The 20,003-nt window shown below is 59.1% G+C and carries 16 protein-coding genes; 3 read left to right on the forward strand and 13 right to left on the reverse strand.

Going from position 1 to position 20,003, the window contains the following annotated elements; translation table 11 throughout:
* Window positions 1-10: 10 nt before the first annotated feature.
* The 5 genes from ABXH05_RS14065 to ABXH05_RS14085 form a co-directional block, all read right to left on the reverse strand.
* Window positions 11-889, reverse strand: a complete 879-nt coding sequence (locus tag ABXH05_RS14065) for a CDP-alcohol phosphatidyltransferase family protein (protein WP_353561610.1) — start codon at window positions 887-889, stop codon at window positions 11-13.
* A complete protein-coding gene (locus ABXH05_RS14070; protein ID WP_353561612.1) occupies window positions 886-1,587 on the reverse strand; it encodes a phosphatidylserine decarboxylase in 702 nt (233 codons plus the stop codon). Before ABXH05_RS14070 ends, ABXH05_RS14065 begins: the two co-directional genes overlap by 4 nt.
* A 23-nt stretch (window positions 1,588-1,610) precedes the next feature.
* A complete protein-coding gene (locus ABXH05_RS14075) occupies window positions 1,611-2,012 on the reverse strand; it encodes a GFA family protein (protein WP_353561614.1) in 402 nt (133 codons plus the stop codon).
* Window positions 2,013-2,071: 59 nt separating this feature from the next.
* Window positions 2,072-3,997, reverse strand: coding sequence for an ABCB family ABC transporter ATP-binding protein/permease (locus tag ABXH05_RS14080; protein ID WP_353561616.1), 1,926 nt, complete (start codon window positions 3,995-3,997; stop codon window positions 2,072-2,074).
* A 140-nt stretch (window positions 3,998-4,137) separates the two neighbouring features.
* Entirely contained in the window at window positions 4,138-5,118 is a 981-nt protein-coding gene (locus ABXH05_RS14085) for a LysM peptidoglycan-binding domain-containing protein (protein ID WP_353561617.1), read from the reverse strand.
* Window positions 5,119-5,269: 151 nt separating this feature from the next.
* On the opposite strand from ABXH05_RS14085, the gene ABXH05_RS14090 reads away from it, so the two are divergent.
* Entirely contained in the window at window positions 5,270-5,830 is a 561-nt protein-coding gene (locus tag ABXH05_RS14090; protein WP_353561619.1) for an LOG family protein, read from the forward strand.
* On the opposite strand, the gene rarD is transcribed toward ABXH05_RS14090, so the two are convergent.
* The 6 genes from rarD to ABXH05_RS14120 all read right to left on the reverse strand — a co-directional run bounded on the left by rarD (window position 5,827) and on the right by ABXH05_RS14120 (window position 13,976).
* Window positions 5,827-6,711 (reverse strand): EamA family transporter RarD, encoded by an 885-nt coding sequence (gene rarD, locus ABXH05_RS14095; protein ID WP_353561621.1) that lies wholly within the window; start codon window positions 6,709-6,711, stop codon window positions 5,827-5,829. The genes ABXH05_RS14090 and rarD overlap by 4 nt on opposite strands.
* A 4-nt stretch (window positions 6,712-6,715) precedes the next feature.
* Window positions 6,716-8,332, reverse strand: a complete 1,617-nt coding sequence (gene cimA, locus ABXH05_RS14100; protein WP_353561623.1) for a citramalate synthase — start codon at window positions 8,330-8,332, stop codon at window positions 6,716-6,718.
* A 12-nt stretch (window positions 8,333-8,344) separates the two neighbouring features.
* Window positions 8,345-9,709, reverse strand: coding sequence for a cysteine--tRNA ligase (gene cysS / locus ABXH05_RS14105; RefSeq protein ID WP_353562421.1), 1,365 nt, complete (start codon window positions 9,707-9,709; stop codon window positions 8,345-8,347).
* Between the two features lie 252 nt (window positions 9,710-9,961).
* The gene (gene gltX, locus ABXH05_RS14110) at window positions 9,962-11,293 is read right to left on the reverse strand and encodes a glutamate--tRNA ligase (RefSeq protein WP_353561625.1); all 1,332 of its coding nucleotides are present in this window, start codon (window positions 11,291-11,293) and stop codon (window positions 9,962-9,964) included.
* Window positions 11,283-12,944, reverse strand: coding sequence for an NAD+ synthase (locus ABXH05_RS14115; protein WP_353561627.1), 1,662 nt, complete (start codon window positions 12,942-12,944; stop codon window positions 11,283-11,285). Before ABXH05_RS14115 ends, gltX begins: the two co-directional genes overlap by 11 nt.
* Before the next feature lie 39 nt (window positions 12,945-12,983).
* On the reverse strand, window positions 12,984-13,976 hold the full coding sequence (locus ABXH05_RS14120; RefSeq protein WP_353561629.1) for a Gfo/Idh/MocA family protein: 993 nt from the start codon (window positions 13,974-13,976) through the stop codon (window positions 12,984-12,986).
* A 228-nt stretch (window positions 13,977-14,204) separates the two neighbouring features.
* Between ABXH05_RS14120 and ABXH05_RS14125 the strand changes: the two genes are divergently transcribed.
* Together ABXH05_RS14125 and ABXH05_RS14130 are read left to right on the forward strand one after the other, a co-directional pair.
* Window positions 14,205-15,218, forward strand: a complete 1,014-nt coding sequence (locus ABXH05_RS14125; RefSeq protein ID WP_353561630.1) for an NADP-dependent oxidoreductase — start codon at window positions 14,205-14,207, stop codon at window positions 15,216-15,218.
* A gap of 88 nt (window positions 15,219-15,306) precedes the next feature.
* Window positions 15,307-16,335 carry an NADP-dependent oxidoreductase gene (locus ABXH05_RS14130; RefSeq protein WP_353561632.1) on the forward strand — a complete coding sequence of 343 codons (1,029 nt, stop codon included), beginning with the start codon at window positions 15,307-15,309 and terminating at the stop codon, window positions 16,333-16,335.
* 94 nt (window positions 16,336-16,429) lie between these two features.
* Here the strand turns inward: ABXH05_RS14130 and ABXH05_RS14135 are convergent, their stop codons facing one another.
* Window positions 16,430-18,442 (reverse strand): alpha/beta fold hydrolase, encoded by a 2,013-nt coding sequence (locus ABXH05_RS14135; RefSeq protein WP_353561634.1) that lies wholly within the window; start codon window positions 18,440-18,442, stop codon window positions 16,430-16,432.
* Window positions 18,443-18,506: 64 nt separating this feature from the next.
* Window positions 18,507-19,886 carry a class II 3-deoxy-7-phosphoheptulonate synthase gene (locus ABXH05_RS14140; RefSeq protein ID WP_348139732.1) on the reverse strand — a complete coding sequence of 460 codons (1,380 nt, stop codon included), beginning with the start codon at window positions 19,884-19,886 and terminating at the stop codon, window positions 18,507-18,509.
* Between the last annotated feature and the right edge of the window lie 117 nt (window positions 19,887-20,003).

Here is a 20,003-nt window from a genome sequence, read left to right on the forward strand (position 1 = left end):
CCCTCAGGGCCTAGTCGCCGGCCTGCTCATCCAAACTGCGATCCCGGGAAGCGCGCGCAATCTGCGTGCGCTTCTCGAGCACGCGGTGTCGCCAGAACGCGAGTGGCAGAGACACGGCATATAGAGCCGTAATGCCAATAACCGTCATCCACGGATAGCTGACTGCCAAGGCGGCCACCAATGCCACGCCGAGCAAAAAAGGCAGCGCCTTATCGCGGCGGGTGGAAAGCCTTAAGTGCTTGCCGGAGAACGTTGGCAGGCGGCTGACCATCAGGAAGGCGACGACACCGATATGGACCGCCACCAGCGACGGCCAGGTGTTGAACGTCGTGATCTGCGTGAAATCCATATAGAGCGGCAGCATCACCAGTCCGGCGGCGGCTGGCGCCGGTACGCCCACAAAAAACGCGTTCGCCCATGACGGTCGATCAGGATCCTCGGCAGCGACGTTGAAGCGTGCCAGCCGCAGGGCGCAGGCTACCGAATAGCCAAGGACAGCGACCCAGCCCAGGCCGCCCAACGCATCCAGGCTCCATGTGTAGAGGATCAGGACCGGAGCCACGCCGAAATTGAAAAAATCGGCGAGCGAATCCAATTCAGCCCCAAAACTTGATTGCGCCTTGAGCATGCGCGCAAGCCGACCGTCCAAGGCATCAAGCAAGGCGGCAACGAGAATTGCATAGACGGCAAACTCGTATCGGCCTTCCAGCCCAAAACGGATGGCCGTCAAACCCGCACACAAGGCAAGCACGGTCAGCACATTTGGCAGAAGATTGCGTAAAGGGGCCTGCTGACGCTTCTCGCCAGATCGGCGCATGCGGCCACGCAGGGACTTGCCGGTCAGCTTGTCCTCAATCTTCGATGGTGCGGACTCGTGGTCTTTGGTCATGAGCGACGTCCGGGGCGATGATCGTCATGCACGTGATGATCCGCCAGCACGGTTTCGCCACCGACGCTGGTTTGTCCAACGCACACGAGAGGGTCCAGCCCCTTGGGTAGGTAAACGTCCACACGGCTGCCAAAGCGGATAAGGCCGATGCGGTCACCTGCCTCAAGGTGATCATCCTGATTGACGAAGGGAAGAATGCGGCGCGCGACAAGGCCTGCAACCATCACCACGCAATATTCACGACCACCGCCCGTGCGCAGAAGCACGGAGGAGCGTTCGTTTTCCTCTGATGCCTTGTCCAGGGACGCATCAAAGAACTTGCCGGGGCGATAGGCTGTGCGGATGGCAGCGGCTTCAACCGGGGAGCGAATGATATGAACGTTGAACACATTCATGAAGACGCTGATGCGCGTCAGGGGTTCGTCACCCAGTCCCATTTCAGGTGGCGGCACGGCTTCTGCAATCATGTTGATGACACCATCAGCGGGCGCGATGACAAGACCCGGACGATCCGGCGTCACGCGCTCAGGATCACGGAAGAACCACGCACACCAAACCGTGGCGATAACACCTATCCACCCGAACGGCTGCCAGACCCAAAACAGCACAAGCGTGATTGCTGCAAAGATGAGCACAAAACGCCGGCCTTCGGGGTGCATGGGCGGAACAAATGCCAAAAGATCGCGCATGAGAACCACAAGTCCTTCCAAACTAACTGTTACTAAGGCCTGCCCTGGTCAAAGTGTTCCTGAGCCACACTCATATCCACCCAGTCGTGGCAGGATTGTTCCCACACTGACCGTTGTGGTTTCGGGAAAGCCGGGTCGGCAAACGCGCCGACGGCTATGCCGATGAGACCGGGGTTTTTGTCAGACCACCAGTAGAGGGTTGTACCGCATTTCGGGCAAAAGTGCTCGTGGAATTGATTGCCGATGGCTGTCGGCCGGGAGAAGGCCGTTGCCTCCCCGGTGATCTCCACATCGGCCTCCAGATAGTAGGCCCCGACACCAAAGACCGAGCCGGTCCGGCGCTGGCAACCTGAGCAATGACAGGCGACGATGCCTGCGGGGTCAACACGGGCTTTTGCCGAAAGGGCGCCACACTGGCAACTGGCCGTTTTCATGCTCACTCCTGTTTTGTCTGGAGCAGAACATAGCATGTGAGGCGAAGTTTGGCGGGCGCCTACTTGGCGGGAACCAGACCCTCGTCGCCGACTGCGCTGGCCACCAAAGTGCCCTCGGTTTCAGCCACTTCCTGAAGAATCTCCTCAGCACGCTGGGCTTCCTGCTGGCGCTGCCACATGGCGGCATAGGCGCCATCCTTGGCCAGCAGCTCGCGGTGCGTGCCGCGCTCACAGATTTTGCCATGGTCGAGCACGATGATTTCGTCTGCATCCACCACGGTGGAAAGCCGGTGCGCGATAACGAGGCTGGTCCGGTCCCGTGAGACGATGGAGAGCGAGGCCTGAATTTCCTTCTCCGTGTGGGTGTCCAGCGCGGAGGTTGCTTCATCCAGCAGGAGAATTGGCGGGTTCTTGAGGAGAGTACGGGCAATGGCCACGCGCTGCTTTTCACCGCCGGACAGCTTGAGGCCACGCTCGCCGACCTGGCTGTCATAGCCCTCCGGCAGGCTTTGAATGAAATCGTGAATCTGCGCCATGCGGGCGGCTTCTTCGACTTCGGCGTCGGTCGCATCCGGACGGCCATAGCGAATGTTGTAGCGGATCGAGTCATTGAACAGGACCGTGTCCTGGGGAACGATGCCGATGGCGTGGCGCACACTGTCCTGGGTCACGTCACGGATGTCCTGGCCGTCAATCAGAATGCGGCCGGCGGTTGCATCATAGAAGCGGAACAGAAGACGCGAGATGGTGGACTTGCCCGCACCCGACGGGCCGACGATGGCAACCATGCGCCCGGCAGGTACCGTGAAATCCACGCCCTTGAGAATCTTGCGCTCGGGGTCATAGGCAAAGTCGACATTCTCAAAACGGATTTCGCAGCTTGATGCCGCAGCGCTCTTGGCGGCCAGTGGTTTGGCGTCCGGTTTGTCTTCAATTTCAGCGCCAACACCGAGCAGAGCGAACATGGTCTCCATGTCCACCAGCGCCTGTTTGATTTCACGATAGACGAAGCCAAGCAGATTGAGCGGCTGGTAGAGCTGGATCAGCATGGCATTGACCAGCACAAAATCACCAAGGGTCATGGTGCCATTCTTGACGCCCATGGCAGCCATGATCATCAAGGCTGACAGACCAATTGCGAAAATCGCCGCCTGCCCGGCATTGAGCCAGGACAGTGACTTTGTCGAGCGGACGGCGGCGTCTTCATACCGCGCCATGGAGCGGTCAAAACGCTCAGACTCATGGGCTTCGTTGCCGAAATATTTCACGGTTTCAAAGTTGAGCAGGCTGTCGATGGCTTTCGAGTGGGCGCGCTCGTCTGACTGGTTCATGGACCGGATGAAGCCGATGCGCCATTCAGTCACTTTGAAGGTGAAAAGGATGTAGCTGCCGACGGTTGCCAGGGTGACGACCGCAAACCAGATGCCGAAGTTCCACCAGAAGATGCCTGCCACCAGAACAAGCTCCAGCAGCGTCGGGCCGATGTTGAACAGGGTGAAGCGCAGGAGGAACTCGATGGCTTTCACACCGCGCTCGATGACACGGCTGAGGCCACCAGTCCGGCGGCTCAGGTGGAAGCGAAGTGACAGGGCATGGAGGTGCCGGAAGGTCCGAAGGCCGACGGCCCTGACGGCATGCTGACCAACCCGGGCAAACAGGCCATCGCGCAGCTGCGCCAGACCGATCATCAGTATGCGGGCAACCCCGTATGCCCCGATGAGCGCTACCACGGACGCAATGACAATCAGCTCTGTGCCCTGTTTGTCGAGCGCATCAACGGCGGCGCCATACAGGAACGGCATGTAGAGCGTCACGGCCTTGGCCAGCACGAGCGCAATCATGGCAAGGACAACTCGGCCTCTGAGGTCCGGGCGGCCCTTGGGCCACAGAAAGGGCAGCAGGTCGCGGATCGCTTCGCGGTTGCTCCGGCGATCGACGTCAAGCGTCGTTTGCTGGCCTGCGGCTGTGCCGAAGCGTGGTGACATGGGGGCTCCCGGGAATGCATGAGGCGATGGACCGCGAAGTGCGTGCCCTCTTATGCCCCAAAACCACCGGCGCGTGGCGGTTTAAGTACCACCTTACATAGCCATTCCCTCATCCAAGACAAGGTTTTGGTCGGCGGTAGCTACTGGGTGTAGCCCGGTGTTTCAAAGACCTGACCGGGATAGATCAGGTTCGGGTCACGGATATCATCACGATTGGCCTGATAAATGACCGTGTACTGGTAGCCTGATCCATACAGCTTCTGGGCGATGTTCCACAGATTGTTGCCGGGCTGAATGACCACCTTGCCATCCTGAAGCACCATGGCGACTTCTTCAGCCGTCGCGCGTTCAAACGGCGCTTCAAGGCGGGCCAGCACCATGCCCTGGGCATCGATCTGGTCCACGCGCAGCTCATGGACGCCGGGCTCGATCGGGCGTATCGCTGTTACCACCCAGCGACCTTTTGCGTCTGCGGTCGCATCTCCCGCAGCCTTGTTGTCCACATAGATGCGTACATTGCTGCCAACAGGCGCGCGGCCGGAGAAGATGACGTCGCCGCCTTCGCCGTAATCCACCGTATCAAGAGTGAGAGCGCCGCCATTGGCTGCGACGCCTGTTCCCTGCAGGACCTTGCTGGGCTCATCAGGCTTTTGCAGAACCACCAGGGCTTCGGCTTCGGGATCCTCGGGCACCGATATGGAGACTACCTGTTCGGAGTTCAGCAGCGTGCCATCGGGCAGCTCTGCTTCCAGCCGCAACTGACGGTCGCCGGTGGGCAGGGGATCATCGAGAACAATCACCCACTCACCGCGGCTGTCGGCTTCCGCTTCGGCAATCACCGTGCCGTTGTCGATCAATCGAATTTTCGAGCCGGGTTCTGCACGTCCAGCAGCAACCGTCTGGCCATCGCGCTCAACACGGACGATGTCAAAGGAGGGACCTTCGGGCTCATCGGCTTCCGGCTGCGTTGCATCAGTCGACTCGGTCTCGCCTGTTTCAGCGACCGTGCCGTCCGTCAGCGTCGGGTCAGACGCCTCGCCTGCAAACAGGAAAAAATAGGCCAGGCCCAGAACCACAAGTGCGGCTGCCAACCCGCCGATGATGGCAATGCCTCGCGACATGTCGCCGGCTCCCTAATTTTGCGCATCGCAAATTTGCGACCGCACCCCTTGCGCAGAATTTTCGTATCCTGAGAATATGGCATCGACGCGACCGCGTCCGCTTTTAACCGATTTTTGCGTTAATTGCTGCATTGCAGGATATATGCACTCCGTGACGAACATACCGCGTTCTATTACCGTTTTTTGTGGCAGTGCAGCAGGAGATAATCCTGCCTATGCACAAGCAGCCCACGATCTGGGCGTCCTGCTTGCCAATAACGACATCAAACTTGTTTATGGCGGCGGCGGCATTGGCCTGATGGGCATCCTCGCGCGCGCCGTCGATGATCATGGCGGCGAGGTGGACGGCATCATCCCTGAGTTTCTGACGGTGCCTGAAGTCATGAAGGACGCACCGGGCAATCTGGAAATCACCGAAAACCTCCACGACCGGATGCAGAAAATGGCCGCCAAGGCGGACGCCTTTGTCGTTCTGCCCGGCGGCATCGGGACCATCGCAGAGCTCGTCGATATCCTGACCTGGAAACAGCTTGGCCGGCACGACAAACCCATCATTGTTCTGGATATCGATGGCTACTGGTCACCGCTGGCGGCCCTTCTTGAGCACATCGTCGATCGAGGTTTCTCCCACGGCGACCTGTCGGCAATGTTCCGTATCGTGAGCAGTGTGGATGAATTGATTCAGGTCTTCGATATCCCCCAGCCTGTTTAGCGGCTGCGCAACGCATCCCAGGCAAAGACGGCGAGGCCGAGCCAGATGCCTGCGAATGTAAGGGCGTTGGCGAAAGCGAATGGCTCACGGAAGTGCAGGACTGCAATCAGGAACATGATGCTGGGGGCGATGAACTGGAGGATGCCGACGGTGGCAAGGCTCACGCGGCGGGCACCGGCTGCAAACAGTAGCAGCGGGATGGCGGTGAATGGGCCTGTGCCAAGCAGTAAGGCCATTGTCAGAATGTCCACTGCACCAAAGCCCAATAGCGGGCCACCCGATATCACGAGATAGCCCACCATCAAGGGGGCAAGCACCGCCATCTCGACGAACAGGCCATCGATGCTTTCAACATTCACTGTCTTGCGTAGATAGCCATAAGCGGCAAAAGAGCTTGCGAGGAAAAGCGCAATCCACGGCACGTCGCCGAGCAGAATGATTTCGTTGAGAACGCCGAGGGCCGCCAGAGCAATGGCGATCTGCTGAGCCCTGTTCAACCGTTCGCCCAGCAGGACAACACCAAGTGCCACGCTCATGAGCGGGTTGATGAAATATCCAAGGCTTGCGTCCAGCACCAGATCATTGGCCACCGCATAGATGAATCCACCCCAGTTGCTGGCGATCAATACGCCGGTGATTGCCAGAATACCGAGACTGCGTCGATTGGCTACGGCCGCCCATACCAACGACCACCGCCCCAGAACGGTGACGATGAGCGCCACAAAGGCAAGCGCCCACAATCCGCGATGGGCCAGCACGTCAAGCACCGACACGTGGTCCATTTCGCGGTAGTAGAGGGGCAGAAAGCCCCACATGAGGTACGCGCCGCCCGACAGCGCCACACCCAGCCTGGCCGGGTCTGGGGTCGGCTTGCTATTCACCACCCTACCGTTGAGGTTCAGCAGCAGGCGCACCGTCGCGCAGCAGCTTGTAGGTGATCGAATCCATCAGCGCCTGAAAAGAGGCATCCACGATGTTGGGCGATACGCCGACCGTGGACCATCGGGCTCCGTCACCATCAACGCTCTCAATCATTACGCGGGTCACAGCCTCTGTGCCACTTGTCAGGATACGGACCTTGAAATCCGCCAGACGTAAGTCCTCAAGCCATGACGAGTATTTACCAAGGTCCTTGCGAAGCGCCTGATCCAGCGCGTTGACCGGGCCATTGCCCTCCCCTGCACTCATGATGGTGGCGCCATCGACGGCCACTTTCACCGTTGCTTCGGAGACGGTCACCAGTTCGCCCATGGCGTTGAAGCGACGTTCCACGAGAACGCGGAAGCTCTCCACCTCGAAATAATGCGGCACTTCACCCAATGCGCGGCGCGCCAGAAGCTCAAACGAGGCTTCTGCGCCATCATAGGCGTAGCCGAGAAACTCCCGTTCCTTGACCTCGTCCACCAGCCGCTTGATGCGCGGGTCCTGCGCGTCGACCTCGATGCCGGCAGCTTCAAGCTGTGCCAGCACGTTCGAGCGACCTGCCTGATCCGACACCAGAATGCGGCGCTTGTTGCCCACCGCTTCCGGCGGCACGTGTTCATAGGTCGCCGGGTCCTTTTGAACCGCGGAGACATGCAGCCCGCCTTTATGGGCAAAGGCTGATGCCCCCACATAAGGCTGATGACGATTGGGAGACCGGTTGAGAATTTCGTCCAGCAGCCGGCTCACATGGGTGAGCTGGTTCAAATTCTCTACCGGCACGCCGGTTTCAAACCTGTCGGCATAGTCCGGCTTCAGCAGCAGCGTCGGCAGCAGCGACACCATGTTGGCGTTGCCACAACGCTCGCCCAGACCATTGAGAGTGCCCTGTATCTGACGCACACCGCCATTGATGGCGGCAAGCGTGTTGGCGACAGCATTTTCCGTGTCGTTGTGGGTGTGGATACCCAGATTGTCTCCGGGCACATGCTCTGCCACTGCACGAGTGATGGCTTCCACCTCATGGGGGAGCGAGCCGCCATTGGTGTCACACAGCACCACCCAGCGGGCGCCTGCAGCAAGTGCTGTCTTGGCGCAGGCAATGGCATAGTCCGGGTTGGCTTTGTAGCCGTCGAAGAAATGCTCGCAGTCGATCATGGCCTCGCGGTCATGCTTGGTGATCGCGCGCACGCTGTCTTCAATGGCTTCAAGGTTTTCATCAAGCGAGCACCCCAGTGCCAGTTCCACCTGATGGTCCCAAGTCTTGGCGACGAGGCACACAGCATCCGACTCAGCGTCAAACAAGGCCGCAAGTCCCGGATCATTGTCGGCCGACCGCCCCACCCGCTTGGTCATGCCAAATGCGGTCATGGTTGCTTTTTTCAGGCCGCGCTTCTCGCTGAAGAAAGCGCTGTCTGTCGGGTTTGCTCCCGGCCAGCCGCCTTCCACATAATCAATGCCCAGGGCATCCAGGGTTTCCGCAATGCGGATCTTGTCGTCGACGCTGAAGTCCACACCCTGCGTCTGCGCGCCGTCGCGCAGCGTGGTGTCGAACAGGTAGAGACGTTCTTTGGTGCTCATTTTTTCGTCCCCTTACGTCGCGACCGTCCAGGTGGTGCCGTCGGGCCCATCCTTGATCTCGATGCCAAGTGCTGTCAGTTCATCACGGATGCGGTCTGCTTCCGCAAAGTCTTTTTCGTCGCGTGCCTGCTTGCGGGCTGCGATCAGGCCTTCGACCTGTGCATCATCCACGGTAGATGTTGCCGGACGCCAGGCCGCCCACTCTTCAGCAGTGTGGCCAAACAAACCTATCAACTGGCCGGATGCCTTGAGCGCTCGGGCAGCTTCTGCACTGCCCTTCTGGCTTTCGCTGCACAGCTTGTGCAGGGCTGCGAGCACTTGCGGGGTATTGAGATCATCCAGCAAGGCGGAGGTTACACGTTCCGGCACATCATCCGCGGTCACCTCTCCCACGTCAGCGGTTGAGGCATACCATCGATCCAGAATGCCTTTGGCCTCACGGACGCCTTCGACAGTCCAGTTCAACGGCTGACGGTAGTGGGTCATGAAGAGATGCAGGCGCAATGCTTCGCCCGGCCAGTCGCCCAGAAGGTCGTGCACGACAAGGAAATTGCCCAGAGACTTGGACATCTTCTCGCCTTCGACCTGCAAAAAGCCGCCATGCATCCAGTAATTGGCCAGCTTCGCGCCGCCATGAGAGCAGCTGGATTGCGCCAACTCGTTTTCGTGGTGCGGGAAGGAAAGGTCTATTCCGCCACCGTGGATATCAAATGTCTCACCCAGCAGATGCTCACCCATAACGGAGCACTCGATGTGCCACCCGGGGCGGCCCTTGCCCCATGGGCTGTCCCAGCCGGGCATGTCCTCGTCACTGGGCTTCCACAACACAAAATCGGTGGCGTTGCGCTTGTAAGGAGCAACCTCGACGCGGGCACCGGCGATCATGTCGTCGAGCGAACGGCCGGACAGGCTGCCGTAGTTCTTGTCTGACGAGACATCAAACAGCACATGACCTTCGGCCTCATAGGCATGGCCAAGATCAATCAGCTTTGAGATCATCTCGATCATGCCGTCCACATAGTCAGTGGCGCGCGGCTCATGGGTGGGCGGCAGCGAGCCAAGACCCGCCATGTCTTCCTGATAGACCTTCGCCGTGCCGTTGGTCAGCTCACGGATAGTGACGCCGTCGCGTTTGGCGCGGGCCATGATCTTGTCTTCGATGTCGGTGATGTTGCGCACATAGGTCACGTGGTCATCGCCATAGACATAGCGCAGCACACGAAACACCAGGTCGAAGGTCACAGCTGTGCGGCCGTTGCCGATATGGGCAAAGTCATAAACCGTAGGACCGCAGGCATAGAGGCGCACATTGGCCGGATCAATGGGCTCAAACACCCGCTTCGTGCGGCTGGACGTATCGTGCAGGCTGAGGGTCACAGGGCGTGCCATCAAACAAAGTCCTTCGTTAACCCGGGCAAAAATATCCCGATCAAGGCCTGCTGGCCTCGTGGCTTATACGTCTTGTCTGATGTCCAGGAAAATGACGAACGGCCGCGAGCCAGCGTTGTGCGCTAGCTAATAATAATGGTGCAGCAAATGCACCAGATGGTTGCGGCGGTTTTCATGAGCCGGACTTTGGGCGGAATGTCTTAAAAAATCAACCCGCGTTTTGATCTTCGGATCTGACGGCTACCCAGCAAGCCGTGCCAGAACCTTGTCGCGGCCGATCAGGGGCAGCAGTGCCTTGAGTTCCGGGCCATGGTCGAGCCCGGTCAATGCTTTACGCAAAGGCATGAACAGACCTTTGCCCTTGGCCCCGGTCTCAGCCTTCACCGCATCCGTCCAGGTCTTCCACGTTGTCTCATCCCACGGGCTTGCGGGCAGAACGGCCGCAGCCTTGGCTGCAAAGTCCGCGTCTTCGATGATCGGCGTGATTTCGCCATCCGCCACCTGCACCCAGATAGCGGCATCAGACAGTCTTTCCAGATTGCCGCGAATGGCCAGCCACAGGTCTTCGCTGATCGTAAGGCCGAGTCCGTCCAGGCGCGCGGTCACGTCCGCGAGGGAAGCTGTGTGCAGCAGGTCCGTATTCAGCCGGCCCAGATCTGCCACGTCATAATGTGCTGGGGCACGGCCGAACTTTGAAAACTCGAAACCCTCGATCAGATCATCAAGGCTTGCGGCCTTTACGTCATCTGATGTGCCCAGATGCGCCAGATAGCTTGTGAGGGCACCCGGCTCAAGGCCCCGCTCGCGCACGTCCTGCACGCTGGCCCCGCCCTCACGCTTGGAGAGCTTGGCACCGCCAGGTGCAACCATAAGCGGGAAATGGGCAAACGCTGGTAGCTGTGCACCAACAGCCTGCAGCAGTTCGATCTGGGCTGCCGTATTGGTCACATGATCTTCGCCACGCAGCACATGGGTAATGCCCATTTCTGCGTCATCAACGGATGACGGGAGCATATAGGTGTATGTGCCGTCCTCGCGGATCAACACCGGATCGGAAACGGATGCGGTCTCGATGGATTGCGGCCCGCGAATGAGGTCATTCCACATGACTTTGGTGCCGGAGAGCCTGAACCGCCAATGGGGTGTTCTGCCGTCTGCTTCCAGCTTGGCGCGGTCATCGTCGGTCAACTCAAGAGCGGCCCTGTCATAGACGGGAGGTTTGCCCTGCGATAGCTGGCGCTTGCGGCGACGGTCCAGCTCAGCGGGGGTTTCGTAGCAGGGGTAGAGCAGACCGACTGCCTTCAACGTGCCAGCAGCGGCGTCATAGGTGGCAATACGGTCTGACTGACGAGTAATTGCATCAAAGGTCAGTCCGCCCCACGCGAGGTCTGCCTCAATGGCGTCCGCAAAGGCGCGGGTTGAGCGCGCCGTGTCCGTATCGTCAAAGCGCAGCACGATCTCGCCACCCATCTTGCGGGTGTACAGCCAGTTGAGTAAGGCCGCGCGCATATTGCCCACATGCAATGTGCCTGTGGGGCTTGGCGCGAAGCGCGTCTTGACGTTACTGGGCATCGCGGAAGCCGTTCGTTATCGGGTAGCGGCGATCGCGGCCAAAATTCTTAAGGCCGATTTTCACGCCCGGCGCCGACTGGCGACGCTTGTACTCAGCGATGTAGAGCAGGTGCTCAATGCGCTTTACTTCCGCCGCATCATGGCCACGCGCGATTGTTTCTTCAGCGCTGCGCTCGTGCTCCACGAGGCTTTCAAGAATGTCATCAAGCACCGGATAGGGTGGAAGGGAGTCTTCGTCCTTCTGGTCTTCGCGCAGTTCAGCACTTGGCGGCTTGGAGATGATCCGCTGCGGTATCACCCTGCCCTCAGGCCCAAGGGCACCTGCCGGGTGGTTCTGGTTGCGCCACTCGCACAAAGCAAAGACCTGCATCTTGTACACGTCCTTGATGGGATTGAAGCCGCCATTCATGTCGCCATAGAGCGTCGCGTAGCCTACAGACATTTCAGACTTGTTGCCGGTCGTCAGCACCATGTGGCCAAACTTGTTGGACAATGCCATCAGCAACAGGCCGCGGGCACGGGACTGAATGTTTTCTTCGGTGATGTCGGGCTTGCGGCCTTCAAACAGCGGCGCAAGTGCACCTTCAATGGCGTCCACACTTTCGCTGATCGACACAGTGTCGAGCTGCGTGCCAATCAACCGGGCGCACTCCTCCGCATCATCCAGGCTCTCCTGGCTGGTGTATTTGGAGGGCAGCATCACGCAATGCACTTTGTCCGGACCCAGCGCATCAGCTGCCATGGCAGCGCAGATGGCGCTGTCGATACCACCGGACAAGCCAAGCACAACGCCCGGGAAACGGTTCTTCGTAACATAATCGCGCAGACCCAGGACGCAGGCGCCATAAATGGCTTCCAATCCTTCGGGGTCGGGCGCCGTCTCGCCCTGAGCACAGCTCCAGCCATTGTCGCCACGTGTCCACTCGGTCATGACACAGCTTTCAGAGAAAGCCGGCAGGCTGAGTGGCATGCTCAGATCGGCGTTCATCACAAAGGACGCGCCATCAAACACAAGTTCGTCCTGGCCGCCCACCTGATTGACATAGGCCAGCGGCAGTCCGGATTCACTCACCCGGGCGCGCACATGGTTCTGTCGGGCACCGTGCTTGGTGGCTTCAAAGGGAGAGCCATTGGGCACAATCAGAATTTCGGCACCCTGATTGGCCAGATTGGCAACCACGTGGTCGTGCCAGATGTCCTCGCATACAGGGACGCCAAGCGACACGCCTTTGAAAGGAATGGGTTTGGGGTCGGGCCCGGACTCAAAGACCCGCATCTCATCGAACACGCCATAGTTCGGCAGCATCTGCTTGTGGCGGATCTCCGCAACCTTGCCGTCTTCAAGCAGCGCCACAGAATTGTGCAGGAGGCCTGCGTCGCGCAGAGGCACGCCAATGAGCACCGCCGGGCCGCCATCGGCTGTGTCCCGCGCAAAATCATCCAGCACCTCACGCGCGGCATCCTGAAATGCGGGTTTCAGCACCAGGTCTTCGGGTGGATAGCCGGTGATGTAGAGCTCAGTGAAGACGATGAGGTCTGCACCCTGCTTGGCGGCTTCCGCGCGGGCTTCACGGGCACGGGCAATGTTGCCTTCGACGTGGCCAACAATCGGGTTGAGCTGCGCAAGGCAGATTTTGAGCGTATCCGTCATAGAGTCAGACCTAATGTGCTGCGCTGTGCTTGCCAAGCCTTACGCTGCGGGTTCCTCACGGGTGATAGGGCCGATGGCGGCATCAATCGCCAATGCTGTTTCGAGTGCCCGGCGGGCATCCTGACCACTGACACGCGGGCGGGCGCCTGTCGCCACAGCATTTACAAATCCGCCGATTTCTTCGGCCAGAGGGTCCTGAGACACCAGTTCATCAATGACGGGCAGGCCATCCACCTCATTGGGGTCCATGATCCGGCGGTCGCCATTGGCGCCTTTTTCAGTCAGCTCGAACTGCCTGTTGGCAAAATCAATCATGATTTCGCGGTCCTTGCAGATGATCCGGACCGAGCGTTCCAGCTTGTCACCGACGCGGCTGGCAAACACGCGCACGGTCTTGCCGTCTTCCGTCGTCACGACAGCGTCAATCTCATCTGCGAGGTCACCGTGAACAGCACGGGCGGTCGCTTCGACCTTAGATGGCTTGTAGCGCAGAATTTGATGGCTGATGTCGAGGTCGTGGATCATCAGATCGAGGATCGCACTCACATCTACATTGCGCCCGGTAAACGGCCCTGCCCTGCGGCAGATCACTTCGACCGGGTCTGAGACCAAGGACGGCAGATCAAAACGCGAGAATACGTAGCGCTCCTGATGGCCCACCTGGATAACCACCTGCTTGTCGCGGGCGATCTTTATCAGTTCATCCGCGTCTTCCAGCGATGTTGCGATCGGCTTTTCGATGAGGACGTGAATCCCTGCTTCCAGAAATGGCTTTGCCAGCTCGTAGTGGAAGGTTGCCGGCGCTGAAATAGAGACTGCGTCCACCTTGCCAATGAAGTCATCCGGGCTAGCCATGACGGCACAGTCAAACTCATCTGCCACTTCTTTGGCGCGGTCTGGATTCAGATCGAACACGCCGACAAGATCCACACCGGGAATGGAGGCATATTTGCTGACATGCAGTCGGCCGAAATACCCGGTGCCAAGGACACCGGCACGCACACGTGAAAGCTTGGGACGGTTATAGGGCATTGAGGGAAACTGCTGCTCCGGCACGGGTCAGGGATACATGTTGGTTTTCGGCCCGGAAGCTAGGCGATCCGGCGCTTTAGGCCAAGGGGCGGTTATGCCGCTCTGATCTGCAAAACCAGTCCAACTGAGCCTGGTCGGCCACCTGTTGGGCCCTTGCCAGCCCCCTAAACCCCCGTGTTAACTCCAATCCGGCTTCCCTCATGCCAATTATTCCCCGGAGTTTGCCTGATGACCGCGTCCGAATCCCGCCAGATTACCCTTACAGAATCGCCTGCGGGCAAGCTCTTAGCCTCCAATTTCGGCCTTGAGACCGTTGCCGTACCAACGGCTGGAGACGGAGAGCTGCTCATTCGGGTGCTCTATATCTCCATTGATGCGGCCAATCGGGCCTGGATGCAGGGACGCACCTATCGCGATCAGGTGTTGCCGGGAACCAAAATGGCTGGTGGCGCACTTGGCGAAGTTGTTGTTTCCAACGATCCGGCCTTTGCTCCTGGAGACATTGTGGAAGCGGATATGGGCTGGTGTGACTATGTTGCCCTGCCTGCAAGCCAGGTACAAAAACGCAAGCAGCGGGGCCCGCTTACCCATCTGTTGTCCATTCTCGGCATTACCGGCAAAACGGCCTATTTCGGCATGCTGCACATCGGCAAACCACTTGCGGGTGAGACAGTGGTTGTATCTGCTGCCGCCGGCGCTGTCGGTTCCGTTGCCGGTCAGTTGGCCAAGACGCGCGGTGCGCGCGTTGTCGGCATCGCCGGCTCAGACAAGAAGTGCAAATGGCTGACAGACGAGCTCGGCTTCGATGCGGCCATAAACTACAACAACGAACCGGTCATGAAGGCGCTCAAGCGCGATGCGCCTGATGGTGTGGATGTTTTCTTTGACAATGTGGGCGGAGACATCTTTGAAGGTGTCCTGTTCCGTATGAATACGCACGGCCGCATCGTGTGTTGTGGTGCTGTTTCCCAATACGATACCGACACGCCCACGCACGGCCCGCGGGGTGTGCCCGGGCTGATCGTGACCAAGCGCCTGAAGGTCGAAGGATTCATTGTGATGGATTTTGACGGACAGGCTGAGGCAGAAGCCGAGCTTGCCGGATTTGCAGCACAGGGCAGCATCAAAGTTGCCGAAGACATTGTAGACGGCCTCGAAAATGCCCCGCAGGCCCTTGTCGGACTGTTGAGCGGCGAGAATTACGGCAAGCGTCTGGTCCATGTGGCAGATCCGCAGGGCTGACCAACTGCGCCAACCAGAACGCCACCAAGAATTGCTATCGAACTCAAGAACCAACCAACCCAAAACCAACCAATAGGGAGAAGACCCAATGTCAAATGTCGTTTCTAAGGAAGTGCAGCTTGCACGGCGCCCGGAGGGCATGCCGAAGATCGAAGATTTTCAGGTAAAGGAAGTGGACATCGCAGCGCCTGGCGACGGCGAAGTCCTCGTGCGTAACATCTGGATGTCCGTGGACCCTTACATGCGTGGCCGCATGTATGATCGGGAAAGCTATGTTCCGCCATTTCAGATCGGCGCACCGCTTGAAGGCGGTGCCATCGGTCAGGTGATTGCATCCAATTCCGACAAGGCCGCCGTCGGCGACTACGTGCAGTCCATGCTTGGCTGGCGTGAGTATTTTGTCGCCAAAGGCGAGGAAGTTCAGAAGGTCGATACAAGCTCCGGCGTGCCCATTCAGGCTTTTCTTGGCACGCTAGGCATGCCCGGCATGACGGCCTATGCAGGCCTGTTGCGCGTCGGTGAACTCAAGGATGGCGAGACGGTGTTTGTGTCTGCCGCGTCCGGCGCTGTCGGTGCCATTGTGTGCCAGATCGCAAAAGCCAAGGGTTGCTTCGTTGTTGGCACCGCAGGCTCTGATGAAAAGTGCAAGTGGCTGGAAGAAACAGCCGGCATCGACAAGGCCATCAACTACAAGACATGCGGTGATCTCACAGAAGCCGTGCGTGCGGCCGCTCCCAAGGGTGTGGACGTGTATTTTGAAAATGTGGGTGGCGAGCATCTCACGGCTGCCCTTGAGAACATGCGTCCGATGGGGCGCCTCGCCATGTGTGGCATGATCTCCCAGTACAATGACACTGAACCGACACCTGGCCCCAGCAACCTGATCTACATGGTTGGCAAGAGCCTCAAGATGCAGGGCTTCATTGTCTCCAACCATTTTGATCTGCTGCCGGACTTCATCCGCGACATGACCAAGTGGATTGGTGAAGGCAAGATCAAATGGGAAGAAACGGTGGAAGATGGAATTGAGCGCGCACCCAACGCGTTCCTCAACCTCTTCACCGGCGGCAACATGGGCAAGATGCTGGTCAAGGTCGGCCCGGACAAAGCCATCTAGACCCTCCGCACCACACGATTGCAAAAGGCCCCGCCGAACCATCGGCGGGGCCTTCTTGTTGCAGCCCAGAAAACCTGCATGAGCTTCCGCTGATCTAACCGACGGCGGCAAAGAACCCCTGCCACCACAACACGCCCAACACCAGCCCACAGCCAATGGCCAGAACCATCAAGGGTGCGTTGGCCTTTGTGTTGGCGCCGCCCCGGGCCAATGCCAGAAAAAGCATCACGATACCAACCGCAAATGCTGCAAGTGCGGCAAGTGGCAGGAGCAGCAGCCATCCGCTTTCAGCTGGCAAACCCAAGGCCAGGATGGCAGGTGTCAGACCCGCCCCCGCGTCGGCAATCGTCAGTGTGAGGATTGCCGTAAAGGTTAGCAGCAAAACGCCGGACAAACCTGAAGACCCAGCCGATGCCAGCGCAATGGCTGATGGACGCCTACCGTGCTGGCTGCGACTTACAGCTGTCAGCATCCAGATCATGCCGATCACGATCAGAAATCCGCCGATTGCCAGAGAGACAAGCAGAAACGGACTTTGCATCTGCAGCACGCCCGCGGCGAAGGGCAATGCCCCCCGGGACAGCGCAACCTGCGTGACAAAAGGGATCGGCGTTATGTCTCCAACGCATCCATCGCGCACCAGTGCACGGGGATCATCAAGAAAGGCCGCCGTGATTTCTCGTACACAGAGATGGGAGCGGTCTACGCCGTGACCCGTGTGAGGCACATGCACGTACTGGCCAGCCGGGAACCGCCGGAACGTTGCAAGCGTGTTCTCGGGCGGCGTGATCGGGTCATTCGCTCCAGAATAAAAAATGGCCGGTACAGGTGACGACACCGGGGCATTGAAGTCCGGATCGGAGAATTGCGGGGCCCAGTCATCACACAGGACATCTTCTGTATCGAAAATCGTCAGGCTGCGGCGCAGGAACCGTTCAAGCCGGTCCATACCAGTCAGATTGCGCCCCGGGGTCAGCCATCGCTCGCGACATTCGACGGACAGCCGGGCTGTCAGATCAATGCGCTTTGCCAATGGTCCAAGAATTTCCACCAGCCCCGCCAACGCCTCAGCCTCTCCACGGGCGGCAAGGTCAATGACCTTGGGCACGAGTGAAATGGTGGCCTTGCCGTAGAGCATCTGGTGGATGATCGACGTGAAATCCTGAGCATTCATGTAGAACACACCGGACGGCACAAGACTTCGATCAGACACAGGAACGGCCAACGGCTTCCGCTCAAGGGCAATGACCGTCGCAAGATATGAGGTTTCCAGACCGGGATAGGCGCGGCGGCACTCATCATCCCTACGGCAATCCACATAGAGCTGCTCAAGAGCACGCGCGAAGGACCGGGTAGCCGCGTCGCCTCCAGACGCAAAGGACGGCGGATAGACGCTGTCCATGACCAAAGCACGCGTGTGCTGGGGATGCATGCGCACATAGTCCAGTCCTACGGTGGTGCCATAAGAAACGCCCATGACATTCCAGCTTTCCACCCCAAGTGCCGCGCGCAGCACCTCCATGTCGCCGACGGTTTCACGGGTCCCGTACCCGTCAAGGTCGGCTCCTTCGTTGATTATCCGATCGCGGCACGCGCTTTCGACGTTTGCCTGGCGCGCTGTTGATGTCTTGGCATCAAGGTCAGCAGCCAACATTTCCAGATAGGCCGATGATGCTTCGGGACAGTCGATGGGCCGGGACAAGCCTGACCCGCGCTGGTCAAACAGAATGACATCACGGGTCTTGTTCATTGGATGAGAGGCGAACTGGCGCGCGGCATTTACAATGGCGCCACCGGGGCCGCCATGGAGAAAGACCACCGGCTCCTTGCCTTGTGACCCGTCAACTGCGGCGACCACCGCGACGGCAAGGTCGAGATCGCGCCCCTGAGGCGTCTCTTTTACGGCCAGATATCCACAGGTAATTCGAGGGTGATCATAGCCAATCAACTCGTCGCACGTTGTTTGGCTCAATGGGCCCTGCTGCGCAGATGCCTGATTGTCTGGCGCGCTCAAGTCCTGAGCCAGCGATGCCGATGCCACGGACAACATCGCACCGATAAGCGCGGCGGCCCCTAGAAGTCTTTTTGAAACTGGTTTTTTAGGCACGAGTCCCTCCCCACACCACGCTATGGTAGCGGGTGTGGGGCAAGGTAACTACGTCTTTATGCAGCTAGCCGGCAGCAGCGACACTGTCACGCTGCTGGCGTTCTGCCTTGAGGCCTTCTGCAATCATGAAGGCCAGCTCCAGCGCCTGGTTGGCGTTGAGGCGTGGGTCACAATGGGTGTGATAGCGGTCAGAAAGACTGTCCTCAGTCACTTCAATGGCCCCGCCCAGGCATTCGGTCACATCCGAGCCGGTCATCTCAAAGTGGACACCACCGGCATGGGTACCTTCAGAACGGTGTACCGCCATGAAGTCCTGCACTTCCTTCAAAATGCGATCCACGGGACGAGTCTTGTAGCCATTGGACGCTTTGATGGTATTCCCATGCATCGGGTCACATGACCACACAACCTTCTTGCCTTCACGCTCCACCGCACGAATGAGGGGCGGTAGGCCGTCGCCTACGTTCTCGGAGCCAAAGCGCGCAATCAGCGTCAACCGACCCGGCTCGTTGTCCGGGTTCAGCGCATCACACAGGCGTACCAATTCGTCCGGCTCAAGCGACGGACCGCACTTCATGGCGATCGGGTTTTTGATACCCTTCATGAACTCTACATGCGCTTCATCGGGATGACGTGTCCGGTCACCGATCCACAGCATATGTGCAGAGGTGTCGTACCAGTCGCCCGTCGTTGAATCGATGCGCGTCATCGCCTGCTCGTAGCCGAGCAGCAGGGCTTCATGACTTGTGTAGAAGTCAGTTGCCTGCAGTTGCGACGTCGTGTTGGCATCAATACCGCAGGCCTTCATGAAATCCAATGTCTCGGAAATCCGTGTCGCCAGTTCCTCGTAGCGATGGCCCTGAGGGCTGTCAGCAACGAAGCCCATGTTCCAGCGGTGCACGAAATTGAGGTCCGCATATCCACCCTGTGCGAAAGCACGGAGCAGGTTCAACGTCGACGCCGCCTGAGAATAGGCGCGCAGCTGACGTTCGGGATCCGGCACACGCTGGGCGGCGTCAAACTCGATACCATTGATGTTGTCGCCGAAGTAACTCGGCAATGTCACATCTCCCTGTGTCTCCGTGGGAGCAGAGCGCGGCTTGGCGAACTGGCCTGCAATACGCCCGACCTTCACAACCGGGGATCCGGCAGCGAATGTCAGCACAACAGCCATCTGCAACAGCACACGGAACGTGTCGCGGATATTGTCCGGGTGGAACTCGGCAAAGCTCTCGGCGCAGTCGCCCCCCTGCAGCAAAAAGGCGTTGCCTTCCGCTACTTCAGCAAGGTCCGCCTTCAGCTGGCGAGCCTCACCTGCAAAGACCAGCGGCGGATAGCCGGCAAGGGTCTTTTCCACATCCGCAAGCTTTCCAGCGTCCGGATAGTCGGGAATATGCTTGGCGGGCTTTTCCCGCCAGGACTGGGGCGTCCAGGTATCGCTCATTACTTCCACTCACAAAATCTGCCGCCGGGACGCCCTGAAAACCGCCACAACCTCAAGGTTGGAGCCAAATTTTGTGCATCAGGGACCCGGGGACGAGGCGTCTATATACGCCCGACC

This window comes from Pyruvatibacter sp. HU-CL02332 (genome assembly GCF_040362765.1).
Taxonomy (GTDB): domain Bacteria; phylum Pseudomonadota; class Alphaproteobacteria; order CGMCC-115125; family CGMCC-115125; genus Pyruvatibacter.

Bases quoted from the DNA above. Each gene is read 5' to 3' on its own strand.
- ABXH05_RS14065 (WP_353561610.1), bottom strand. From the start codon at position 889: ATGACCAAAGACCACGAGTCCGCACCATCGAAGATTGAGGACAAGCTG.
- ABXH05_RS14085 (WP_353561617.1), bottom strand. From the start codon at position 5,118: ATGTCGCGAGGCATTGCCATCATCGGCGGGTTGGCAGCCGCACTTGTG.
- ABXH05_RS14120 (WP_353561629.1), bottom strand. From the start codon at position 13,976: ATGCCCTATAACCGTCCCAAGCTTTCACGTGTGCGTGCCGGTGTCCTT.
- ABXH05_RS14115 (WP_353561627.1), bottom strand. From the start codon at position 12,944: ATGACGGATACGCTCAAAATCTGCCTTGCGCAGCTCAACCCGATTGTT.
- ABXH05_RS14080 (WP_353561616.1), bottom strand. From the start codon at position 3,997: ATGTCACCACGCTTCGGCACAGCCGCAGGCCAGCAAACGACGCTTGAC.
- ABXH05_RS14125 (WP_353561630.1), top strand. From the start codon at position 14,205: ATGACCGCGTCCGAATCCCGCCAGATTACCCTTACAGAATCGCCTGCG.
- ABXH05_RS14130 (WP_353561632.1), top strand. From the start codon at position 15,307: ATGTCAAATGTCGTTTCTAAGGAAGTGCAGCTTGCACGGCGCCCGGAG.
- ABXH05_RS14075 (WP_353561614.1), bottom strand. From the start codon at position 2,012: ATGAAAACGGCCAGTTGCCAGTGTGGCGCCCTTTCGGCAAAAGCCCGT.
- ABXH05_RS14140 (WP_348139732.1), bottom strand. From the start codon at position 19,886: ATGAGCGATACCTGGACGCCCCAGTCCTGGCGGGAAAAGCCCGCCAAG.
- gltX (WP_353561625.1), bottom strand. From the start codon at position 11,293: ATGCCCAGTAACGTCAAGACGCGCTTCGCGCCAAGCCCCACAGGCACA.
- cimA (WP_353561623.1), bottom strand. From the start codon at position 8,332: ATGAGCACCAAAGAACGTCTCTACCTGTTCGACACCACGCTGCGCGAC.